This is a genomic window from Blattabacterium sp. (Blaberus giganteus) (assembly GCF_000262715.1).
GTDB lineage: Bacteria > Bacteroidota > Bacteroidia > Flavobacteriales > Blattabacteriaceae > Blattabacterium.
Genome location: NC_017924.1, coordinates 321,796 through 339,785, shown reverse-complemented (window position 1 = coordinate 339,785; position 17,990 = coordinate 321,796). Strand labels below are relative to the sequence as shown.

The following is a 17,990-nucleotide window of genomic DNA, read 5'->3' as shown; positions in this document are numbered from 1 at the left end:
CAAGAATCTTTCAAAATAAGTATGAAAATAGAGAAAGTACTCATCCTGGGATCAGGTGCATTAAAAATAGGAGAAGCTGGTGAATTTGATTATTCTGGAACACAAGCATTAAAATCTCTTAAAGAGGAGGGAATTTATACTATATTAATTAATCCAAATATTGCCACGGTTCAGACTTCTAAAGGAATTGCGGACAAAGTTTATTTCCTTCCTTTGACTTTATTTTTTATTAAACGTGTTATAGATAAGGAAAGACCACAAGGTATTTTATTATCTTTTGGAGGACAAACTGCATTAAATTGTGGAATTCAGCTTTTTAAAAAAGGTATTATAGAAAAATATCAAATTCAGGTTTTAGGTACTTCTATTGAATCTATTATTCACAGTGAAGATAGAAACTTATTCAGGAATAGGTTAACTCATATTAACATAAAAACGGCAAAAAGTTTTGTGGTTTATTCTATGGATGATGCCATTTCCTATTCTTTAGAAATAGGATTTCCTATTATTATTAGATCGGCTTATACTCTTGGAGGATTGGGAAGTGGTTTTGCTAAAAATGTTAATGATTTAAAGAAAATAGTAAGTAAGGCTTTTTCTTATTCTTCTCAAATTGTTGTAGAAGAATATTTGGAAGGATGGAAAGAAATTGAATATGAAATAGTTAGAGATCAATACGATAATTGTATTGCTGTGTGTAATATGGAAAACTTTGATCCCATAGGAATTCATACAGGAGAAAGTATTGTTGTTGCACCGTCGCAAACCTTAACAAATTCTGAATATTATAATTTAAGAAAATTAGCTATACATATAGCTAGAGATTTTCACATAGTAGGAGAATGTAATGTTCAATTTGCGTTAAATCCGAGTTCGGAAGATTATCGTGTTATTGAAGTTAATGCGCGTCTTTCTCGCTCTAGTGCTCTTGCTTCTAAAGCAACAGGTTATCCTTTAGCTTTTGTTGCAGCAAAATTATCTTTAGGATACGGATTGAACGAATTAAAAAATTCTGTAACTAAAAATACTTCTGCTTTTTTTGAACCTGCATTGGATTATGTAGTATGTAAAATTCCTAGATGGGATCTAAACAAATTTTACGGTGTTTCTAATAGGATTGGAAGTAGTATGAAAAGTGTAGGAGAAGTCATGGCTATTGGAGGTTCTTTTGAAGAAGCTTTGCAAAAAGGAATTCGTATGTTAGATATAGGGATGCAAGGATTCATTAATATTATTAAAAAAAAGTTGAAATCTGTTCAATTATTGAAAGAATATCTAAAAAAACCTACAGATCAAAGAATTTTCTTTTTAGAAGAGGCTTTAGAAAAAGGTCTTTCCATAAAAGAAATACATTATTTAACAAAGATTGATCCATGGTTTTTATACCAACTTGATAATATTTTTCAAACAAAAAAAAAGATAGATCGTTTTGATAATTTTAAAGATATACCGGATGAATTATTACGAAAAGCCAAAAAAGAAGGTTTTTCTGATATACAAATAGCTAGTATTTTTTTTAAAAAAAATAGAAATCACAATATTTCTAATTTAGAACAAAAAATAAGAGAACATAGAAAAGTAAAAAATATAGTTCCATATGTTCGACAAATTGATACTTTAGCTTCTGAATATCCCGCACATACAAATTATTTATATTTAACATATCATGCCATTCAACATGATATTATTTATGAGAAAGATGGAAGATCTGTTATTACACTAGGATCTGGAGTTTATAGAATTGGAAGTAGTGTAGAATTTGATTGGTGTTGTGTGAATGCATTGAGTACGATTCATAAAGAATCTTATAGATCCATAATGATAAATTATAATCCAGAAACGGTCAGCACTGATTTTGATGTATGTGATAGATTATATTTTGAGGAACTTACTTTAGAACGTGTATTAGATATTATAGAACTGGAAAACCCTAAAGGAACAATTGTATCTATGGGAGGACAAATCCCCAATAATTTAGTTTTAAAACTTTATGAAAAAAAGGTAAAAATTTTAGGGACTTCTCCTGTTTCCATAGACAAAGTGGAAAACAGATATAAATTTTCTAATGCGATGGATCATTTAAAAATTAGACAACCTAGATGGAAAGAATTATCCGATTTTGATGCTATTTTTCAATTTATAAAAGAAGTAGATTTTCCTATATTAGTTAGACCTTCTTATGTTCTTTCTGGAGCGGATATGAATGTGATTTCTAATCAAGAGGAATTGCAGCATTATCTTCGTGAAAAAGTGTCTATATCTTCTGAATATCCATTAGTTATTACAGAATTTATAAAAAATGCTAAAGAAATTGAATTCGATGCTGTTTCTCAAAATGGAGAAGTTTTATATTATGCTATATCAGAACATGTAGAATTTGCAGGAGTACATTCAGGAGATGCTACATTGGTATATCCTCCACATAATTTATATTTATCTACATTAAAAGAAATTATTCGCATATCTGAAAAAATATCCAAACATTTTAATATATCTGGTCCTTTCAATATTCAATTTTTATCCAAAAATAATGAAATAAAAGTCATTGAATGTAATTTGAGAGCATCCAGAAGTTTTCCTTTTGTATCAAAAGTATCTCATTTTAATATGATTGAATTGGCGACTCAAGTTCTTCTTGGAAAGAATATAAATAAAATAAAACCTAATTTTTTTATTACAAATTTTTTGGGAATAAAAGCTTCTCAATTTTCTTTTTCCCGTTTGCAAGATGCAGATCCTATTTTGGGGGTAGATATGGCTTCTACAGGAGAAGTTGGATGTTTAGGGAATACTTTTGATGAAGCGCTTTTAAAATCTATGCTTTCTGTGGGGTACACCGTTCCCAAAAAAAATATATTGATATCTGGAGGGCCTATTGAATCTAAATTAGATCTTTTAGAGGTTGTAAAACTTTTACATAAAAAAGGATATATATTATTTGCAACAGAAGGAACTAATAATTTTTTATCCCAGAATGGGATTCCTTCAATAAAAGTTTATTGGCCTAATGTCAAAAAATATTCAAATGTTATTGAGTTAATAAAAAATAAAAAATTGGATCTTATTATTAATATTCCAAAGAATCTCAGTAAATCAGAATTGAATAATGATTATGCTATTAGACGTTATGCCGTAGATTTTAATATTCCTTTACTCACTAATGCGCGTTTAGCAAAAGCTTTTATACAAGCATTTTGTAATTTATCTATGGATAAATTATTTATAAAAGCTTGGGATGAATATTGAATATAAATAAGTTTATGAAAAAATTTTTTAGTGTAGAAGATGTTATCAATGTCCATGATCTCATTAAAGATGGTCTTTTTTTAAAAAAAAATCCATATGACTTTCAACATATTGGAAAAAACAAAACAATAGGATTGGTTTTTTTTAATCCTAGTTTACGCACAAGAATTAGTTGTCAAAAAGCGGCTTCTAACTTAGGATGTCATACTTGGGTATTAGATATACATAGAGATTCTTGGAAAATTGAAATGAATGATGGAAGTATCATGAATCTTACACAAGAACATATTAAAGAGGCTATTTCTGTAATGAGTATGTATTGTGATATTCTTGCAGTAAGAACTTTTCCAAATCTTGTTGATAAAGATTATGATTATCAAGAAATTATTTTTAATAAAATATTGAATTATTCCAAAGTTCCAGTCGTGAATATGGAAAGTGCCACTTTGCATCCTTTACAGTCTTTGGCAGATGTTATGACTATTGCAGAATTTACATCTTTTTTTAGAAAGAGATGTAAAGTCGTATTAACTTGGGCCCCTCATGTAAAATCATTACCTCATTCCGTAGCGAATTCTTTTTCTCAATGGATATCAAAAATAGAACAGATAGATTTTACAATTACGTGTCCAGAAAGATACAATCTACATAAAAGATTTTCTAATGGAGCCTATACAACGCATAATCAAAACAAAGCATTTATAAATGCAGATTTTATTTATGCTAAAAATTGGAGCAGTTATTTAGATTATGGAAAAATACTTTGTCAAAGTTCAGATTGGATGATTACTGAAAATAAAATGAAACTAACGAATCAAGCTAAATTTATGCATTGTTTGCCTGTAAGGAGAAATGTGGTAGTGGAAGATGCGGTTTTAGACAGTAAATATTCCATTGTATTGGAACAAGCAAAAAATAGAGTTTATGCTTCGCAAATAATTTTTTTAAAAATGTTAGAATCTTTATCATGAAAATACATATAGTAAAAATTGGAGGTCATTTAATTAATGATCGTAAGTATCTTCATGATTCTTTGAATGCTTTTTGTAAATTACAAGGATATAAAGTCTTGATTCATGGAGGAGGAAGAAAAGCAGATTTGATTTCAAAAAAAATGGGTATTTACCCTAAAATGATACAAGGTAGAAGAATGACAGATAAAGAAACTTTGGATATAGTTGTTATGACTTATGCAGGAATAATCAATAAAAATATTGTAGCTCTATTACAATCTTATCATTGTAATGCTTTAGGATTATGTGGAGCAGATGGAAACTGCATTAAATCATATTTACGAAAAATTAAAAATATTGATTATGGATACGTAGGAGATATTAATCTAAAAAGTGTTAATACATATTTAATAAAATTTTTATTAAAAAACAATATCATTCCTGTATTATGTTCCATAACACATAACGGAACAGGTCATCTACTCAACACAAATGCAGATACAATAGCAGCTTATATAGCTATGTCTTTAGCTAGTGAAAAAGGTTGTGAAGTAGAGTTACATTTTTGTTTTGAAAAAAAAGGGGTTTTACGAAATGTGAAAGATTCGGAATCTTATTTTCGAGAAATAAATTTTCATTTATTTAAAAAAATGAAACAAAATCATACTATAACAAATGGGATGATACCTAAATTGGAAAATGCTTTTTTTGCATTACAAAATGGAGTCTCTAAGGTTAGTATAGGTCTACCTAACTATTTAAATGATGTTAAGAATAAAACTATGCTATGTCTATAGTCAATTTGCAAATTTTAAAAAAAGAAGCCATACAACTTCTGATTCAGATAATCAATACGCCTTCTATATCTAAACAAGAAAATAAGGTTTCTATCCTGATAGAGGATTATCTCCATCAATATGGATTTTATGTTAAAAGAAAATTTAACAATATATGGACTGAAAATAACAATTATTCTAAAAAAAAAGACATACAAACCATATTATTAAATTCTCATCATGATACGGTAAAACCAGGAAAAAATTGGATAACAGATCCTTTTTCTGCTACCATAAAACAAGAAGATCAACTAATAGGATTAGGAAGTAATGATGCTGGAGCTTCTGTCGTTTCATTAATATCTACTTTTATATATTTAAGTAGTTTATCTGAATTGCCTTATAGATTAGTCCTATCCATTACTGCAGAGGAAGAAATATCTGGAAATTTAGGTGTAAGATCCATTTTACCTGAATTGGGATCTATAAATTTAGGAATTGTGGGAGAACCAACAAAAATGCAAGTAGCTATAGCTGAAAAAGGACTAATAGTTTTAGATTGTATAGCTGAAGGAAAGACAGGACATTCTGCGAGAAATACAGGAATCAACGCTATTTATATAGCTATAAGAGATATCGAATATTTAAGAAGTTTATCTTTCGATAGAAAATCTGATTTTCTTGGTTTTACTACTTTGAATGTAACTCAAATACAAGGAGGAATACAACATAATGTTATCCCTGATATTTGTTCTTTTGTTATAGATATTAGAACAAATGAGTTATATGAAAATGAGGAATTGATTGATATGATACAAAAAAAAATTCATTCTAAAATGAAACTGCGTTCTTTACATTTAAATTCATCTTTCATAAATCCTATGCATCCTATTGTTTTAAAGGCTAAATTTATAGGAATAAATACTTATGGATCTCCTACTCTTTCAGATCAAAGCACAATGCCTTTTTCTACTATTAAAATGGGAGTAGGAGATAGCGTACGTTCTCATACACCTAATGAATACGTTTTGATTTCAGAAATCATGGAGGGAATCGATATTTATATCTGTTTATTGAAAGATTTTAACTTTTGAATTTAAAACGTAAATTTGTTATATTTTTATTTATTGGAAAAAGTATGTTACAAGAAATAAACGATGGAAATTTTGAAAAGTTGATTTCCGAATCGAAAAACCCTGTTATGGTAGATTTTTGGGCTCCATGGTGTGCTCCATGTAGAGCTTTGTCTATTCTATTAGAAGAAATATTTTCTGAATATCATACAAAAGTATCAGTTTTTAAGTTGAATGTAGACAATAATCCGAAGATTTCTTCTAAATATGGAATACGGAGTATTCCTACTATGATTTTTTTTAAAAATGGGAAAAAAAAAGATCTCCATATTGGAATTCTTTCTAAAGAAGATATAAGAAAAAAATTAGACGCTTTAATTGTTACATAATTTTTGGTCTGGTAGTTCAGTTGGTTAGAATACATGCCTGTCACGCATGGGGTCGCGGGTTCAAATCCCGTCCAGACCGCTATCATTTTTATATTTCATCTTATATTTAATAAGATCTTCTATGGATATAATTTTCATATGAAATTTTTTTGCAATTTGAATTAATTGTGGGAGACGTGCCATAGATCCATTTTTATTCAATATTTCTACCAAAACTCCTCCAGGAATACATCCTGCTATTTTAGTTATATCAATTGCAGCTTCTGTATGCCCAGGTCTTGCTAAAACACCCCCTTCTTTTGCGCAAAGAGGAAATATATGTCCTGGCTTATTGAATGCTTCTGGTTTCACTTCATTAACTAGGGCTAGAATAGTTTTGGCTCTATCTGAAACAGAAATGCCAGTGCTCACACCATATCCTCGTAAATCTACGGAAACTGTAAAAGCCGTTTTTCTAGGATCTGTGTTATTTTTTACCATCATTTTAAGTTTTAATTGATCACATTTTTCCTTTGTTAAGGAAACACAAACTAATCCTCTTCCATGAGTAATGAGAAAATTTACAATTTTAGGAGTTATTTTTTCAGCAGCTACTATGAAATCTCCTTCGTTTTCACGATGGTTATCATCAACTACAATAATAATTTTTCCATTTTGTATATCCTGTATGGCCTCTTCTATTCTATTAAAATTTTGATCAAAATCAAAAATCATATTTATTTAATTAATATTTAATATAAAAATCATCCATGACAGTTTTATAAGTCATCCATATACTTACTGGAAAAAAAATAAAATTAGGTATCCAGGCTCCTATCCATGGATATATTTCAGCTTTTTCTACTTTATTTTGAGTGATGGTTAGTAAAATATAATAAATGGTGAATATAATCAGTGCTATCATAGTTGGATAACCTATTCCTCCTTTTCTAATAATAGCCCCTAATGGTGCTCCAATAAGAAACATTATAATGCATGTTACTGGAAATGTAAATTTTTTTTGCAATTCTAATTGCAATTTGGCTAAGTATATTTTATTTTTATTATTGGGATTGGTATTAATTTTTTTCTTTAAAAAAGAAATTTTTTTAATAATATTTTTTGTATTTAGGGTTTGATAAAAATCATAATCATCTAAGTTTTTAATTTTTGATTCTGAAGGAATTTTAAAGTTTTGAATTAAAGTATCAAATTCTACAATTTGATAAGAATTTTGTTCTTTTTTTTTTTTAGGTTCATGAAAATTTTCACAATATAAAACTCCATTCATTAATTTCAATTGAATGGATTCATCTTTTTCATTAGGGATTAAAACTCCTTTTTTAGAAATAATAGTACTTACAAGTGAATTTTTCCCATAAAAAAAAATAAATATATTATGTAAGTAATTACTATTCATAGATTTTCTATCTATTTTTATGTAAAAATTTGGTAAGAGATTTACAAAAAATCCTTCCTTTAATTTTAAAGATGGATGAGTGAAGGATATTTGATATCCTAATTTTTTAGCTTTCATTTTTGCTTTTGGAATTGCAAAATCTGAAAAAAAATATAATACAATGGATAAAATAAAGGTTATCCCTAAAATAGGAATCATGACACGAAAAAGAGATATTCCAGAAGATTTGATTGCGATCAATTCTTGATTTTCTGAAAAATCCCCAAATATTATAATAGAAGTCAGTAATAAGGCAATGGGAGTTACTAATGGAATAATCGATATACCGAAGTAAAATATAAATTTTAATATAATGAAAACACTAATGTTTTTTCCTGTTAGTTCATCTATTTGACTCCAAAAGAATTGGATCATAAAAATGATAAATATTGTAGAATAAATAATTAAAAAAGGAGGTATAAACAGACGAATCATGTATAAATCAAGTTTTTTTATTATCATGATAAAATCAATTATAATTTACTCATTCATTATATCCGGTTCTGGCAAAAAAAAGTACTCATTTTTTTTATTTTTTTTTCCATAAAAATCAACGATTTTTCTAATATCTGATAATTCCATGAATGGACATTGTAATCGTATCAATTCATTTTTATTAGAAAATAGAAGATCTCCTTTTCCTATTAATTGTTCAGCACCTGTACAATCTAATATGGTTCTAGAATCTATTTTAGAACTCACTTTAAATGCAATTCTTGCAGTAAAATTTGACTTAATTAATCCCGTAATTACATCTACTGATGGACGTTGTGTTGCTATAATTAAATGAATCCCTACAGCGCGAGCTAACTGTGCTAACCGGGTTATGTATGTTTCTATTTGTTTTTTTTGATTGTTGTAAATATTTAAATCTGCAAATTCATCAATAATTAATATGATATAAGGTAAGTTATATTTATTGTATTTATTATATTCTTGAATATTTCTAACCTTATGTTTTTCTAAAATAGCATATCTTTTATCCATCTCTTTGCATAAGGAATTTAATATATTTTTTACTTCGTGTAAATCTGTAATAATGGGTTCTATAGAATTCGGAAGTGTAGCAAAATAAGATTTTGAAATTTTTTTATATATTGATAATTCTACTTTTTTTGGATCAATTAAAATAAACTTGATATCTTTTGAATTTTTTTTATATAATAGAAAAATAATCATAACATTTAATCCTACGGATTTTCCTTGTCCTGTTGATCCTGCTATAAGTAAATGGGGCATTTTTGCTAAATCTACAATAAAAATCTCATTAAATACTGTTTTTCCTAAAGAAATAGGAAGTTCCATTTTATGACTTTTTTTGTTACTTTCTTCTGAAAACAAAATGTCTTTCATGTAAACGGGATAACGATGATGATTGGGGATTTCGATTCCAATGGATTTTTTTCCAGGTATGGGAGCTATAATTCTTATGGATATAGCGGACAAATTTAAGGCTATCTCATTTTTTAAGTTTTTAATTTTAGAAATACGTGTTCCCACTTTAGGAAAGATTTCATATAAAATGATAGTCGGTCCTATACTCGCTTTGATTTCATATATTTCTATATTATAACAATTCAGAATTTGAACTATTTTTTTTTTATTAGATTCTAAATCTGTTTTCAAATCAATGGATGAAAAATCCTCCTTTTTTCTAGAAAAAAGAATAGAATGAAGAAAGTTTTTTTCTTGACTGAAAGAAGAAGCCATTTCTAGCTGATAAATTGTATTTAATCTTGTATCTATTTTTTGGTTAATATTTTGTATTTTTTTTTTTATGTCATTTCTTATGGTTGGAGCACTGATCCGAAAAATGATAATCAAATAAAAAATGATACTTGTCAAAAGAAGCATATATAATCCAACTTTTCCAAATAAATGAATCAAATAGTTTCCTATTTCAAATCCAAAAATTCCACTGAATATTCCTTGATCAGGGATCATAACATAAAAAAATATGGGAAGCCATATGCTAAAAAATAGTAATTTATATATTGTGGATTTGTAAAAATTATTTAATAATTTTTGATTCATAAAAAGAATTTTTAATCCTGTGAAAAATAGAAGTACAGGAATAAAAAAAGCACTAACTCCTATTCCACAATGAATAAAATAGTGAGATACGGTAGCTCCCATTTTTCCGAGTAAATTTTCTGCTATAATTTCTTTATCGAAAAGTTTTTCTATTTGACTTTGATCATTTTTCCAATGAAAAAGAAAAGAAAAAAAACTTAAAAATAAAAAAATACTATTTCCTAATAAAAAAAATCCAAAAATGGTTTTAAGAATTTTTTTTTCTTTTTTTTTTATTTTATCTTTGTTCATTTTTTTTATAATTATGAAAAAAAATTTAATCTTTTTTAAACTATTTGTTTTGATTTAATAAAATTTTTATACTGGAAAATTTATTATATTATGATTGATATAATCAAATGAAAAAACAAAAATTATTTTTCTTATTCTTTTTTTAGTATTTTTTTATCCTTTTCATAAATTTGCATAAATCATACAGCAAAAAAAAAAAAAAAACAACAGATGAAAATTATAATTTTTACATGAAGGTAAATGATAAAATCAGTTATCGTTTTGCAAAACAGTTTAAAAAATATAAAATTACGAAATATCTGAAACGATTGATTTAGCTTATTTCAAATATAAGTGGAATGATAAACTTTTGTTAGGAAAACAACTTTTTTCTTTTGGAAGTATGGAGTATGCTAATAGTAATATAGTATTCAATGAATTAGTTTTATTTATCTCTCCATAAAAGATTATGAGTTATAATTTCAAATTGTTAATGGAATAAAATAAAAAACAAGGAAGAAAATATGGTTAAAGAAGTGAATCATCCTATGTATGGAATGTTCTGTGAATTGAAATTAGAATTTTTTAAATGATAAAATTATACAAAACAGATGGTATTATTCTATTTTTTCAAGAAAATGAGAATAATCATTTTAGGATTGAGTTATCGTGTTAAAATGATTTAAAAAATCATAATAAAAAATATATAGATGCCAAAATGCAATAAATATGTCGGCTCGGTATTTTTTATTTTATCAGTATGAAAATCGGACTTTATTTTGGATCATTTAATCCTATTCATTTAGGACATACAATTATTGCTAATCATATAACAGAATTTTTAGATATAGATTATGTTTGGTTTGTGGTTTCCCCTCAAAATCCATTAAAAAAAAAAGTATCTTTTAGATTATGAACATAGAATTGAAATGGTTAGAATCGCTGTTTCTGATTATGAAAAAATGAGTGTTTTAGATATTGAATATGGATATTTTCCTTCTTATACAATTCATACACTTTACAAGATAAAAAAAAAATATCCTAAAAATCAATTTTATATTCTTTTGGGAAAAGATTCATTTTTTTCATTAAAAAAGTGGAAAAATTATAAAATGATTTTAAATAAATATGATATTTTGGTTTATCCTAGAATTGGATCTTTTTCTCATTCTATTTTTAAACAGAAAAGGGATAACATAATTTTTTTGAAAGCTCCAATTATTGAAATATCTTCTTCTTTTATTAGAAAATCTATTCAAGAAGGAAAAAATATGAAACCTATGCTTCATGCAGAAGTTTGGAATTATATGAAAAAATATAAATTTTATATAAAAAAGTAAAATTATTCTTTCGTTTTAAATTTATAATATTCATGAGCTTTTTTTAACAATTTTATAAACTCAAGTTCTCCGAATATTTTTTTTATGGAATGCCAATTTGGTTTTTTTATATAAAATTTTTCTTCATGAAAAGAAAAAAAGGGAATATTAGTAACAATAGTAATTAATTTTTTTGATAAAAGACCTAAATATTTATTTTCTTCAATGTTTTTTTGAATTTTTCCGTTAAGATCATGAGTTGAATTTAATAATTTTTCAATACTTCCATATTTTTTAATAAATTTCATGGCATTTTTTATTCCGACTCCTGGCAATCCTGGTATATTATCAGAAGGATCTCCCGTCATACTCCATAAATCTATAACTTGTTTTGGATGATTTACCCCAAATTTTTCTTTTATTTCTTCTATACCCAAGATTTTTTTTGCATTTCCTTTAAAAGGTGGAATATAAACTTTAATATTTTCTGTTATTAGTTGAAAAAAATCTTTATCTAAAGTGATTATATAAATAATATATCCTTTATTTTCTGCTATTTTAGCTATGGTTCCGATAAAATCATCGGCCTCATATCCCTTAGGAGCATAAAAAAAAGAAATTTTAAAGGTTTTTAAAATTTTGATAATATAAGGAATAGCCATGTAAATAGCTTCCGGTGTTTTTTTCCTGTGCGCTTTATATTTTTCATATTCTTTCTTTCTGAAAGAAGTTCCAGCATCAAAAATAGTAGCCATATAGGATGGTTTTTCGTTATTCAATGTGTTCATTAAAAAATATGTGAAATTTATGATAGGCGAAGTGTTGATTCCTTTAGAAGTGAAAAGGGGATTCCGTATATAAGCATAATAACTCTGATAAATAAGAGGATATGCGTCAATTAAAAATAATTTTTTATTATTATTCATAAACTATATTTTTTAACTAATTAAAATTAACTATACGATAACATGAAAAAATCAAATAATAAATATACAGTCACTGCTGCTTTACCTTATGCAAATGGACCAATTCATATAGGACATTTGGCGGGAGTTTATTTGCCTGCAGATGTTTTTGTTCGTTATCTAAGACGAAGAAAAATAGATGTTATTTTTATATGTGGATCTGATGAACATGGAGTCCCTATTGCTATGCAAGCTAAAAAAGAAAAAAAAACTCCTCAAGAAATAGTAAATAAATATCATTCTATGATTAAAGATTGTTTTAATAATTTTGGGATACAATTTGACCACTATTCCAGAACCTCTACAAAAATTCATCACGAAATTTCTATTTCTTTTTTTAAAAAATTTCATGAAAAAAAAAAAATTTTTGAAAAAATATCTGAACAATATTATGATAAAGAAGCTCAACAATTTTTAGCAGATAGATATATATCTGGTACATGCCCACATTGCAAAAATGAAGAAGCTTATGGAGATCAATGCGAAAATTGTGGAAGTTCGCTAATTCCTGAAGATTTAATATATCCAAAATCAACTATAAGTGGAAGCTTTCCAGTTTTGAAAAAAACCAAACATTGGTACTTTCCTTTAAATCAATATCAAAAATTATTGGAAAAATGGATTTTAATTAATCATAAAAAAGATTGGAAAATAAATGTATATGGACAAGCAAAATCTTGGTTAGATAAAGGATTAAAACCTCGTGCTATAACAAGAGATTTGAATTGGGGAGTTCCTGTTCCAAAACATCCAGGAAAAGTTCTATATGTATGGTTTGAAGCTCCTATAGGATATATTTCTGCTACTATAGAGTGGGCTAGACAAAAAAAAAAAGATTGGAAACCTTATTGGAAAAATGAAAAAACCAAATTAATTCAGTTCATAGGAAAAGATAATATTGTTTTTCACTGCATTATTTTTCCAGTTATACTTAAAGCATATAATAGTGGATATATTCTTCCGGATCAAATATTGGCTAATGAATTTCTTCATTTAGAAAATAAAAAAATATCTACTTCTAAGAATTGGGCTGTATGGGTTCATGAATATTTAAAAGATTTTCCAAATCAACAGGACACACTTCGTTATATTCTCATAGCTAATATGCCCGAAAAAAAAGATAATAATTTTAATTGGATAGATTTTCAAAGAAAAAATAATACTGAATTGGTTGCTATATTAGGAAATTTTGTAAATAGAAGTCTCACTTTAATACAAAAGTACAATAAAGGCATTGTTCCTCATCCTGAAATGTTATCTATAAAGGATAAAAATATTTTAACAAAAATTAAAAATTATCCAGAACATATAGGTAATTTAATTGAATCCTATAAATTTCGAGAATCGTTAGCATGTTTTATGGATTTAGCTAGACTAGGAAATAAATATTTAACAGAAGAAGAACCTTGGAATAAAAAAAAAGAAAAACGTATCAATACTATACTTTATGTATCATTGCAAATTGTTGGGATGTTAGCTCAATTGGCAGAACCTTTTCTTCCACATACGGCAAAAAAATTGTTAAACATGCTTCGTTTGAAAACTTTTTTTTGGAATAGAATAAAAAACATAGAAGAAATTTTATGTCCAGGACATGTATTAGGAAATACCACATTTTTATTTAAAAAAATAAACAACGAAAGTATTGAAAAACAGATAAAAAAACTGGAAAAAATACAAAAATAAATAATTAACATTTATGATTGGTACAATTTTGCGGAGAGAGAGGGATTCGAACCCCCGGAGGTATCACCCTCAACGGTTTTCAAGACCGCCGCAATTAACCACTCTGCCATCTCTCCACCATACACTACATGTTGTGTATTTCTACTATGTTTCTCATAAGATCTTGCATCGTTTCTCTTTTTCTTATAAGAAAATCTTTTCCTTCAAAAATCATAACCTCAGAAGGTCTATAACGAGAATTATAATTAGAAGACATAGAAAAACAGTAAGCTCCCGCATTTTTAATGCATAAAATATCTCCTTCACGGATTTCTTTAACTTTTCTATTTAAACCAAAGGTATCCGATTCGCAAATATATCCCACCACTGTATAAAAACGAAAACGACCGTTGGGATTAGAAATATTTTCAATACAGTGATAAGCATCGTAAAACATAGGACGAAGAAAATGATTAAATCCTGAATCTACTCCTGCAAATACAGTAGAAGTAGTATGTTTAATGACATTTACATTAACTAAAAAAAATCCAGATTCACTAACTATAAATTTTCCTGGTTCAAAGATCAAAGTAATTTGACTTCCATATTTTTTACAAAAATCTTCAAATTTTTCTTTCATGGAAGAACTTAAAGAATTAAGATCCGTTTTTATATCATTTTTTGTGTATGGAACTTTAAATCCACTTCCAAAATCAATATAATCAAGATTTGGAAAATTTATAGCTGTTTGAAACAAAACTTTTGCTCCTTCTAAAAATGTTTTGATATCTGATATATCAGATCCTGTATGCATATGAAATCCTTCTATTTTAAGGCCGGTATTTTTTAATATTCTTTTCATATGAGGAATTTGATAGTAAGAAATTCCAAATTTAGAATCAATATGTCCTACTGAAATTTTGTAATTTCCTCCTGCCATAATATGAGGATTGATTCTGATTCCTATAGCATAATCTGGGTAATATTCTCCAAATTGTTCTAAAATGGATAGATTATCTAGATTAATTCTAACACCGAAGCCAACTGCCTTTTTAATTTCTTGAATAGAAACACAATTAGGGGTGAATATAATTTTTTTAGGATGAAACCCTGCTTTTAATCCTAATTCAACTTCTTGAATAGACACGGTATCTAATCCACTTCCCAATTTTTTCAAAAATTTTAATATATTCAGATTTGTATTAGCTTTACAGGCATAATTAATGATTAAATTTTTTATACCACTAAAAGCTTTTTTCATCTTTATATATTGTTTTTTGATTTTGAAAGAATCATATACGTAAAGTGGAGTTCCATATTTTTTTGCAAGTTGAATTAAGTATTCTCTATGAACTGGGGAGCTATTCTTTTCTAATTCATGCATCATAATTTACAATAAAGCTAAATGAATCACATCATTCATATTTCTAACATAATCAAAAGTTAATCCTTTTAAGTGTTCGGGTTTAATTTCTTCTACATCTTTTTTATTATCCTGTGAAAGAATAATTTCTTTAATATTAGCACGTTTAGCCGCTAGAATTTTTTCTTTAATTCCACCAACAGAAATTACCTTTCCTCTTAAAGTAATTTCTCCTGTCATAGCTAAATGAGGTCTTAACTTTCTTTTCGTAAAACTTGATACTAGAGATGTTAACATTGTTATTCCTGCAGATGGCCCATCTTTAGGAACAGCTCCTTCAGGAACATGAACATGTACATTTTTTTCTTCAAACATTATAGGATCTATGTTAAATTCTTGATAATGAGCTTTAATATACTGTAAAGCAATTGTTGCAGATTCTTTCATCACTTCTCCTAAATTTCCGGTAATACTTAAATGACCTTTTCCTTTCGATAAACTGGATTCAATATATAAAATATCTCCACCAAAATGAGTCCAAGCCAAACCAGTAACGACCCCTGGGATATTATTTTCTTCATAACGATCTGGATCATTAGGAATTCCAAGAATGCTTTCTATTTTTTCAATACTCAAATGCTTTACATATTTCTTATTCATAGCAATATGTTTAGCTACATAACGTGCTAATTTAGCAACATGTTTTTCCAAAGTTCTCAATCCAGATTCTCTTGTATAGCTTTCAATAACTTTTTCTATTTGTTTTGTTCCAAGGACTAAATCTGACTTTTTTAATCCATTATCTTTCAATTGTTTAGGTAATATATGTTTTCTTACAATTTGCGTTTTTTCTTCTACCGTATATCCATTCATTTCTATAACCTCCATTCTATCTATTAAAGCGGGTTGAATATGGGAAAGAGAATTTGCTGTAGCAATAAACAATACTTTTGATAAATCGTAACCCATTTCTAAAAAGTTATCGTAAAACGAGGTATTTTGTTCCGGATCTAAAACTTCTAACATAGCAGAAGAAGGATCCCCATTTGTTCCTATCCCCATTTTATCTATTTCATCTATAACAAAAACGGGATTTGAAGTTCCTATTTTTCGAATAGATTGTAATAACCTACCCGGCATCGCTCCTATATAAGTTCTTCTGTGTCCCCGTATTTCTGATTCATCATGTAATCCTCCCAAAGAAATACGAACGTATTTTCTTTTCAGTGCAGTAGCTATAGATCTTCCTAAAGAAGTTTTTCCTACTCCAGGGGGGCCATAAAAGCATAGAATAGGAGAACGCATGTCACCCCTTAATTTTAATACAGCTAAATATTCTATAATACGTTCTTTTACTTTTTCCAATCCATAATGATCCCTGTCTAATATTTTTTGTGCATATTCCAAATCAAAATTATCTTTTGAATATCTCCCCCAAGGGAGATCTATCATCAATTCCAGATAATTTCTTTGTACCGTATATTCTGGCATTTGAGGATTAGTTCTTTGCATTTTTAGTAATTCCCTATCAAACTGTTTTTTTGCTTCCTTAGGCCATTTTTTTCTGGTAGCTTTAGCCCTCATTTCATCTATCTCTTTTTCATAAGAAATATCTCCTAGTTCTTCTTGTATGGCTTTAATTTGCTGATGCAAAAAATATTCTCTCTGTTGTTGGTCCATATCACTACGAACACGAGATTGAATATCGTTTTTTAATTTAATTTGTTGATGTTCTACGTTTAAAAAACGTAATGTTTCCATTGCTCTTTTTTTCAAATCATCGTATTCTAACAATTTTTGTTTATCTCTAGTAGCTAAATTCATATTAGCTGCTACAAAATTTATTAAAAAAGAAGGACTTTCAATATTGCGAATAGCAATGCTTGCTTCTGATGGAATATTGGGATTATCTTGAATAATTTTTATTGCGATTTCTTTTATAGATTCTACTAAAGCAAGGTATTCTTTATCCTTACAAGAAGGTTTATTTTCTTCTAACGCTATAATTTCTGCTTTAAAATATGGATCGTTTTGAATAAAACGATTGACTTTAAATCTTCTTTTTCCCTGCAAAATAACGGTGGTATTCCCATCAGGCATTTTCAATAATTTCAATATTTTAGCAACCGTTCCAATAGAATACAAATCTTTTTCACTAAGATTTTCTATACCAGAATTTTTTTGTGTTAATACTCCAACTGTTTTATCTAATCCATAAGCATCTTGTAATAATTGGATAGATCCACTTTTTCCTGCTATAATTGGAAAAACAATTCCAGAATACAAAACCATATTTCTTACTGTTAAGATACATAATTGTTCAGGAATATCGTCTTTGAGTAATTGATCTTCTTCATCTTGACTCATTAAGGGTATAAACTCCGCTTCAGACTCAAATCCAGATTCTGTAAATATATTTTTTAATAACATAAAAAAAATAGATTTCTTACTTAAATGATGGATTAACTCATTGAAGAATCAATATCACCACTTATAAAT

At 27.4% G+C, this 17,990-nt stretch carries 12 protein-coding genes, 2 tRNA genes and 1 pseudogene; 8 read left to right on the top strand and 7 right to left on the bottom strand.

Translation table 11 applies throughout. The features are described from left to right. Window positions 1-21: 21 nt before the first annotated feature. The 6 genes from carB to BGIGA_RS01560 all read left to right on the top strand — a co-directional run bounded on the left by carB (window position 22) and on the right by BGIGA_RS01560 (window position 6,516). Window positions 22-3,246, top strand: coding sequence for a carbamoyl-phosphate synthase (glutamine-hydrolyzing) large subunit (gene carB / locus BGIGA_RS01585; protein ID WP_014726632.1), 3,225 nt, complete (start codon window positions 22-24; stop codon window positions 3,244-3,246). Window positions 3,247-3,260: 14 nt separating this feature from the next. Next, window positions 3,261-4,217 carry an N-acetylornithine carbamoyltransferase gene (locus BGIGA_RS01580; protein ID WP_014726631.1) on the top strand — a complete coding sequence of 319 codons (957 nt, stop codon included), beginning with the start codon at window positions 3,261-3,263 and terminating at the stop codon, window positions 4,215-4,217. After that, the gene (gene argB / locus BGIGA_RS01575) at window positions 4,214-4,996 is read left to right on the top strand and encodes an acetylglutamate kinase (protein WP_014726630.1); all 783 of its coding nucleotides are present in this window, start codon (window positions 4,214-4,216) and stop codon (window positions 4,994-4,996) included. Before BGIGA_RS01580 ends, argB begins: the two co-directional genes overlap by 4 nt. Continuing rightward, window positions 4,987-6,069 carry a M20 family metallo-hydrolase gene (locus BGIGA_RS01570; RefSeq protein WP_014726629.1) on the top strand — a complete coding sequence of 361 codons (1,083 nt, stop codon included), beginning with the start codon at window positions 4,987-4,989 and terminating at the stop codon, window positions 6,067-6,069. Before argB ends, BGIGA_RS01570 begins: the two co-directional genes overlap by 10 nt. Window positions 6,070-6,113: 44 nt before the next feature. Then, entirely contained in the window at window positions 6,114-6,437 is a 324-nt protein-coding gene (gene trxA / locus BGIGA_RS01565; RefSeq protein ID WP_014726628.1) for a thioredoxin, read from the top strand. Between the two features lie 5 nt (window positions 6,438-6,442). After that, window positions 6,443-6,516: transfer RNA gene (locus BGIGA_RS01560), tRNA-Asp, on the top strand. On the opposite strand, the gene ribB is transcribed toward BGIGA_RS01560, so the two are convergent. The 3 genes from ribB to BGIGA_RS01550 are packed head-to-tail and all read right to left on the bottom strand — an operon-like array spanning window position 6,498 to window position 10,200. After that, complete coding sequence (ribB, locus tag BGIGA_RS03105; RefSeq protein WP_014726627.1) at window positions 6,498-7,151, bottom strand: 3,4-dihydroxy-2-butanone-4-phosphate synthase; 654 nt, start codon at window positions 7,149-7,151, stop codon at window positions 6,498-6,500. The genes BGIGA_RS01560 and ribB overlap by 19 nt on opposite strands. A 10-nt stretch (window positions 7,152-7,161) precedes the next feature. After that, window positions 7,162-8,337: an LptF/LptG family permease gene (locus tag BGIGA_RS01555; protein ID WP_014726626.1), complete on the bottom strand. Its 1,176-nt coding sequence runs from the start codon at window positions 8,335-8,337 to the stop codon at window positions 7,162-7,164. Window positions 8,338-8,355: 18 nt separating this feature from the next. Next, the gene (locus BGIGA_RS01550; RefSeq protein ID WP_014726625.1) at window positions 8,356-10,200 is read right to left on the bottom strand and encodes a DNA translocase FtsK 4TM domain-containing protein; all 1,845 of its coding nucleotides are present in this window, start codon (window positions 10,198-10,200) and stop codon (window positions 8,356-8,358) included. A gap of 739 nt (window positions 10,201-10,939) precedes the next feature. On the opposite strand from BGIGA_RS01550, the pseudogene nadD reads away from it, so the two are divergent. Continuing rightward, a pseudogene (gene nadD / locus BGIGA_RS01545) lies at window positions 10,940-11,519 on the top strand (nicotinate (nicotinamide) nucleotide adenylyltransferase). 2 nt (window positions 11,520-11,521) lie between these two features. Here the strand turns inward: nadD and BGIGA_RS01540 are convergent. Further along, window positions 11,522-12,424 (bottom strand): 5'-3' exonuclease H3TH domain-containing protein, encoded by a 903-nt coding sequence (locus tag BGIGA_RS01540; protein ID WP_014726623.1) that lies wholly within the window; start codon window positions 12,422-12,424, stop codon window positions 11,522-11,524. Between the two features lie 42 nt (window positions 12,425-12,466). Here BGIGA_RS01540 and metG point away from each other — a divergent pair, with 42 nt between their 5' ends. Further along, window positions 12,467-14,149 carry a methionine--tRNA ligase gene (gene metG / locus BGIGA_RS01535; protein WP_014726622.1) on the top strand — a complete coding sequence of 561 codons (1,683 nt, stop codon included), beginning with the start codon at window positions 12,467-12,469 and terminating at the stop codon, window positions 14,147-14,149. A 31-nt stretch (window positions 14,150-14,180) separates the two neighbouring features. Here metG and BGIGA_RS01530 read toward each other — a convergent pair. From BGIGA_RS01530 to lon, 3 genes are all read right to left on the bottom strand, one after another. Beyond that, window positions 14,181-14,265, bottom strand: a tRNA-Ser gene (locus BGIGA_RS01530). An 8-nt stretch (window positions 14,266-14,273) separates the two neighbouring features. Then, complete coding sequence (gene lysA / locus BGIGA_RS01525) at window positions 14,274-15,515, bottom strand: diaminopimelate decarboxylase (RefSeq protein WP_014726621.1); 1,242 nt, start codon at window positions 15,513-15,515, stop codon at window positions 14,274-14,276. A gap of 3 nt (window positions 15,516-15,518) precedes the next feature. Next, on the bottom strand, window positions 15,519-17,921 hold the full coding sequence (gene lon, locus BGIGA_RS01520) for an endopeptidase La (RefSeq protein ID WP_014726620.1): 2,403 nt from the start codon (window positions 17,919-17,921) through the stop codon (window positions 15,519-15,521). Window positions 17,922-17,990: the final 69 nt, after the last annotated feature.

What these genes read in the sequence shown, in the direction of transcription:
- carB (WP_014726632.1), top strand. Translation starts at nt 22, where the DNA reads ATGAAAATAGAGAAAGTACTCATCCTGGGATCAGGTGCATTAAAAATA.
- BGIGA_RS01580 (WP_014726631.1), top strand. Translation starts at nt 3,261, where the DNA reads ATGAAAAAATTTTTTAGTGTAGAAGATGTTATCAATGTCCATGATCTC.
- argB (WP_014726630.1), top strand. Translation starts at nt 4,214, where the DNA reads ATGAAAATACATATAGTAAAAATTGGAGGTCATTTAATTAATGATCGT.
- BGIGA_RS01570 (WP_014726629.1), top strand. Translation starts at nt 4,987, where the DNA reads ATGTCTATAGTCAATTTGCAAATTTTAAAAAAAGAAGCCATACAACTT.
- trxA (WP_014726628.1), top strand. Translation starts at nt 6,114, where the DNA reads ATGTTACAAGAAATAAACGATGGAAATTTTGAAAAGTTGATTTCCGAA.
- ribB (WP_014726627.1), bottom strand. Translation starts at nt 7,151, where the DNA reads ATGATTTTTGATTTTGATCAAAATTTTAATAGAATAGAAGAGGCCATA.
- BGIGA_RS01555 (WP_014726626.1), bottom strand. Translation starts at nt 8,337, where the DNA reads ATGATAATAAAAAAACTTGATTTATACATGATTCGTCTGTTTATACCT.
- BGIGA_RS01550 (WP_014726625.1), bottom strand. Translation starts at nt 10,200, where the DNA reads ATGAACAAAGATAAAATAAAAAAAAAAGAAAAAAAAATTCTTAAAACC.
- BGIGA_RS01540 (WP_014726623.1), bottom strand. Translation starts at nt 12,424, where the DNA reads ATGAATAATAATAAAAAATTATTTTTAATTGACGCATATCCTCTTATT.
- metG (WP_014726622.1), top strand. Translation starts at nt 12,467, where the DNA reads ATGAAAAAATCAAATAATAAATATACAGTCACTGCTGCTTTACCTTAT.
- lysA (WP_014726621.1), bottom strand. Translation starts at nt 15,515, where the DNA reads ATGATGCATGAATTAGAAAAGAATAGCTCCCCAGTTCATAGAGAATAC.
- lon (WP_014726620.1), bottom strand. Translation starts at nt 17,921, where the DNA reads ATGTTATTAAAAAATATATTTACAGAATCTGGATTTGAGTCTGAAGCG.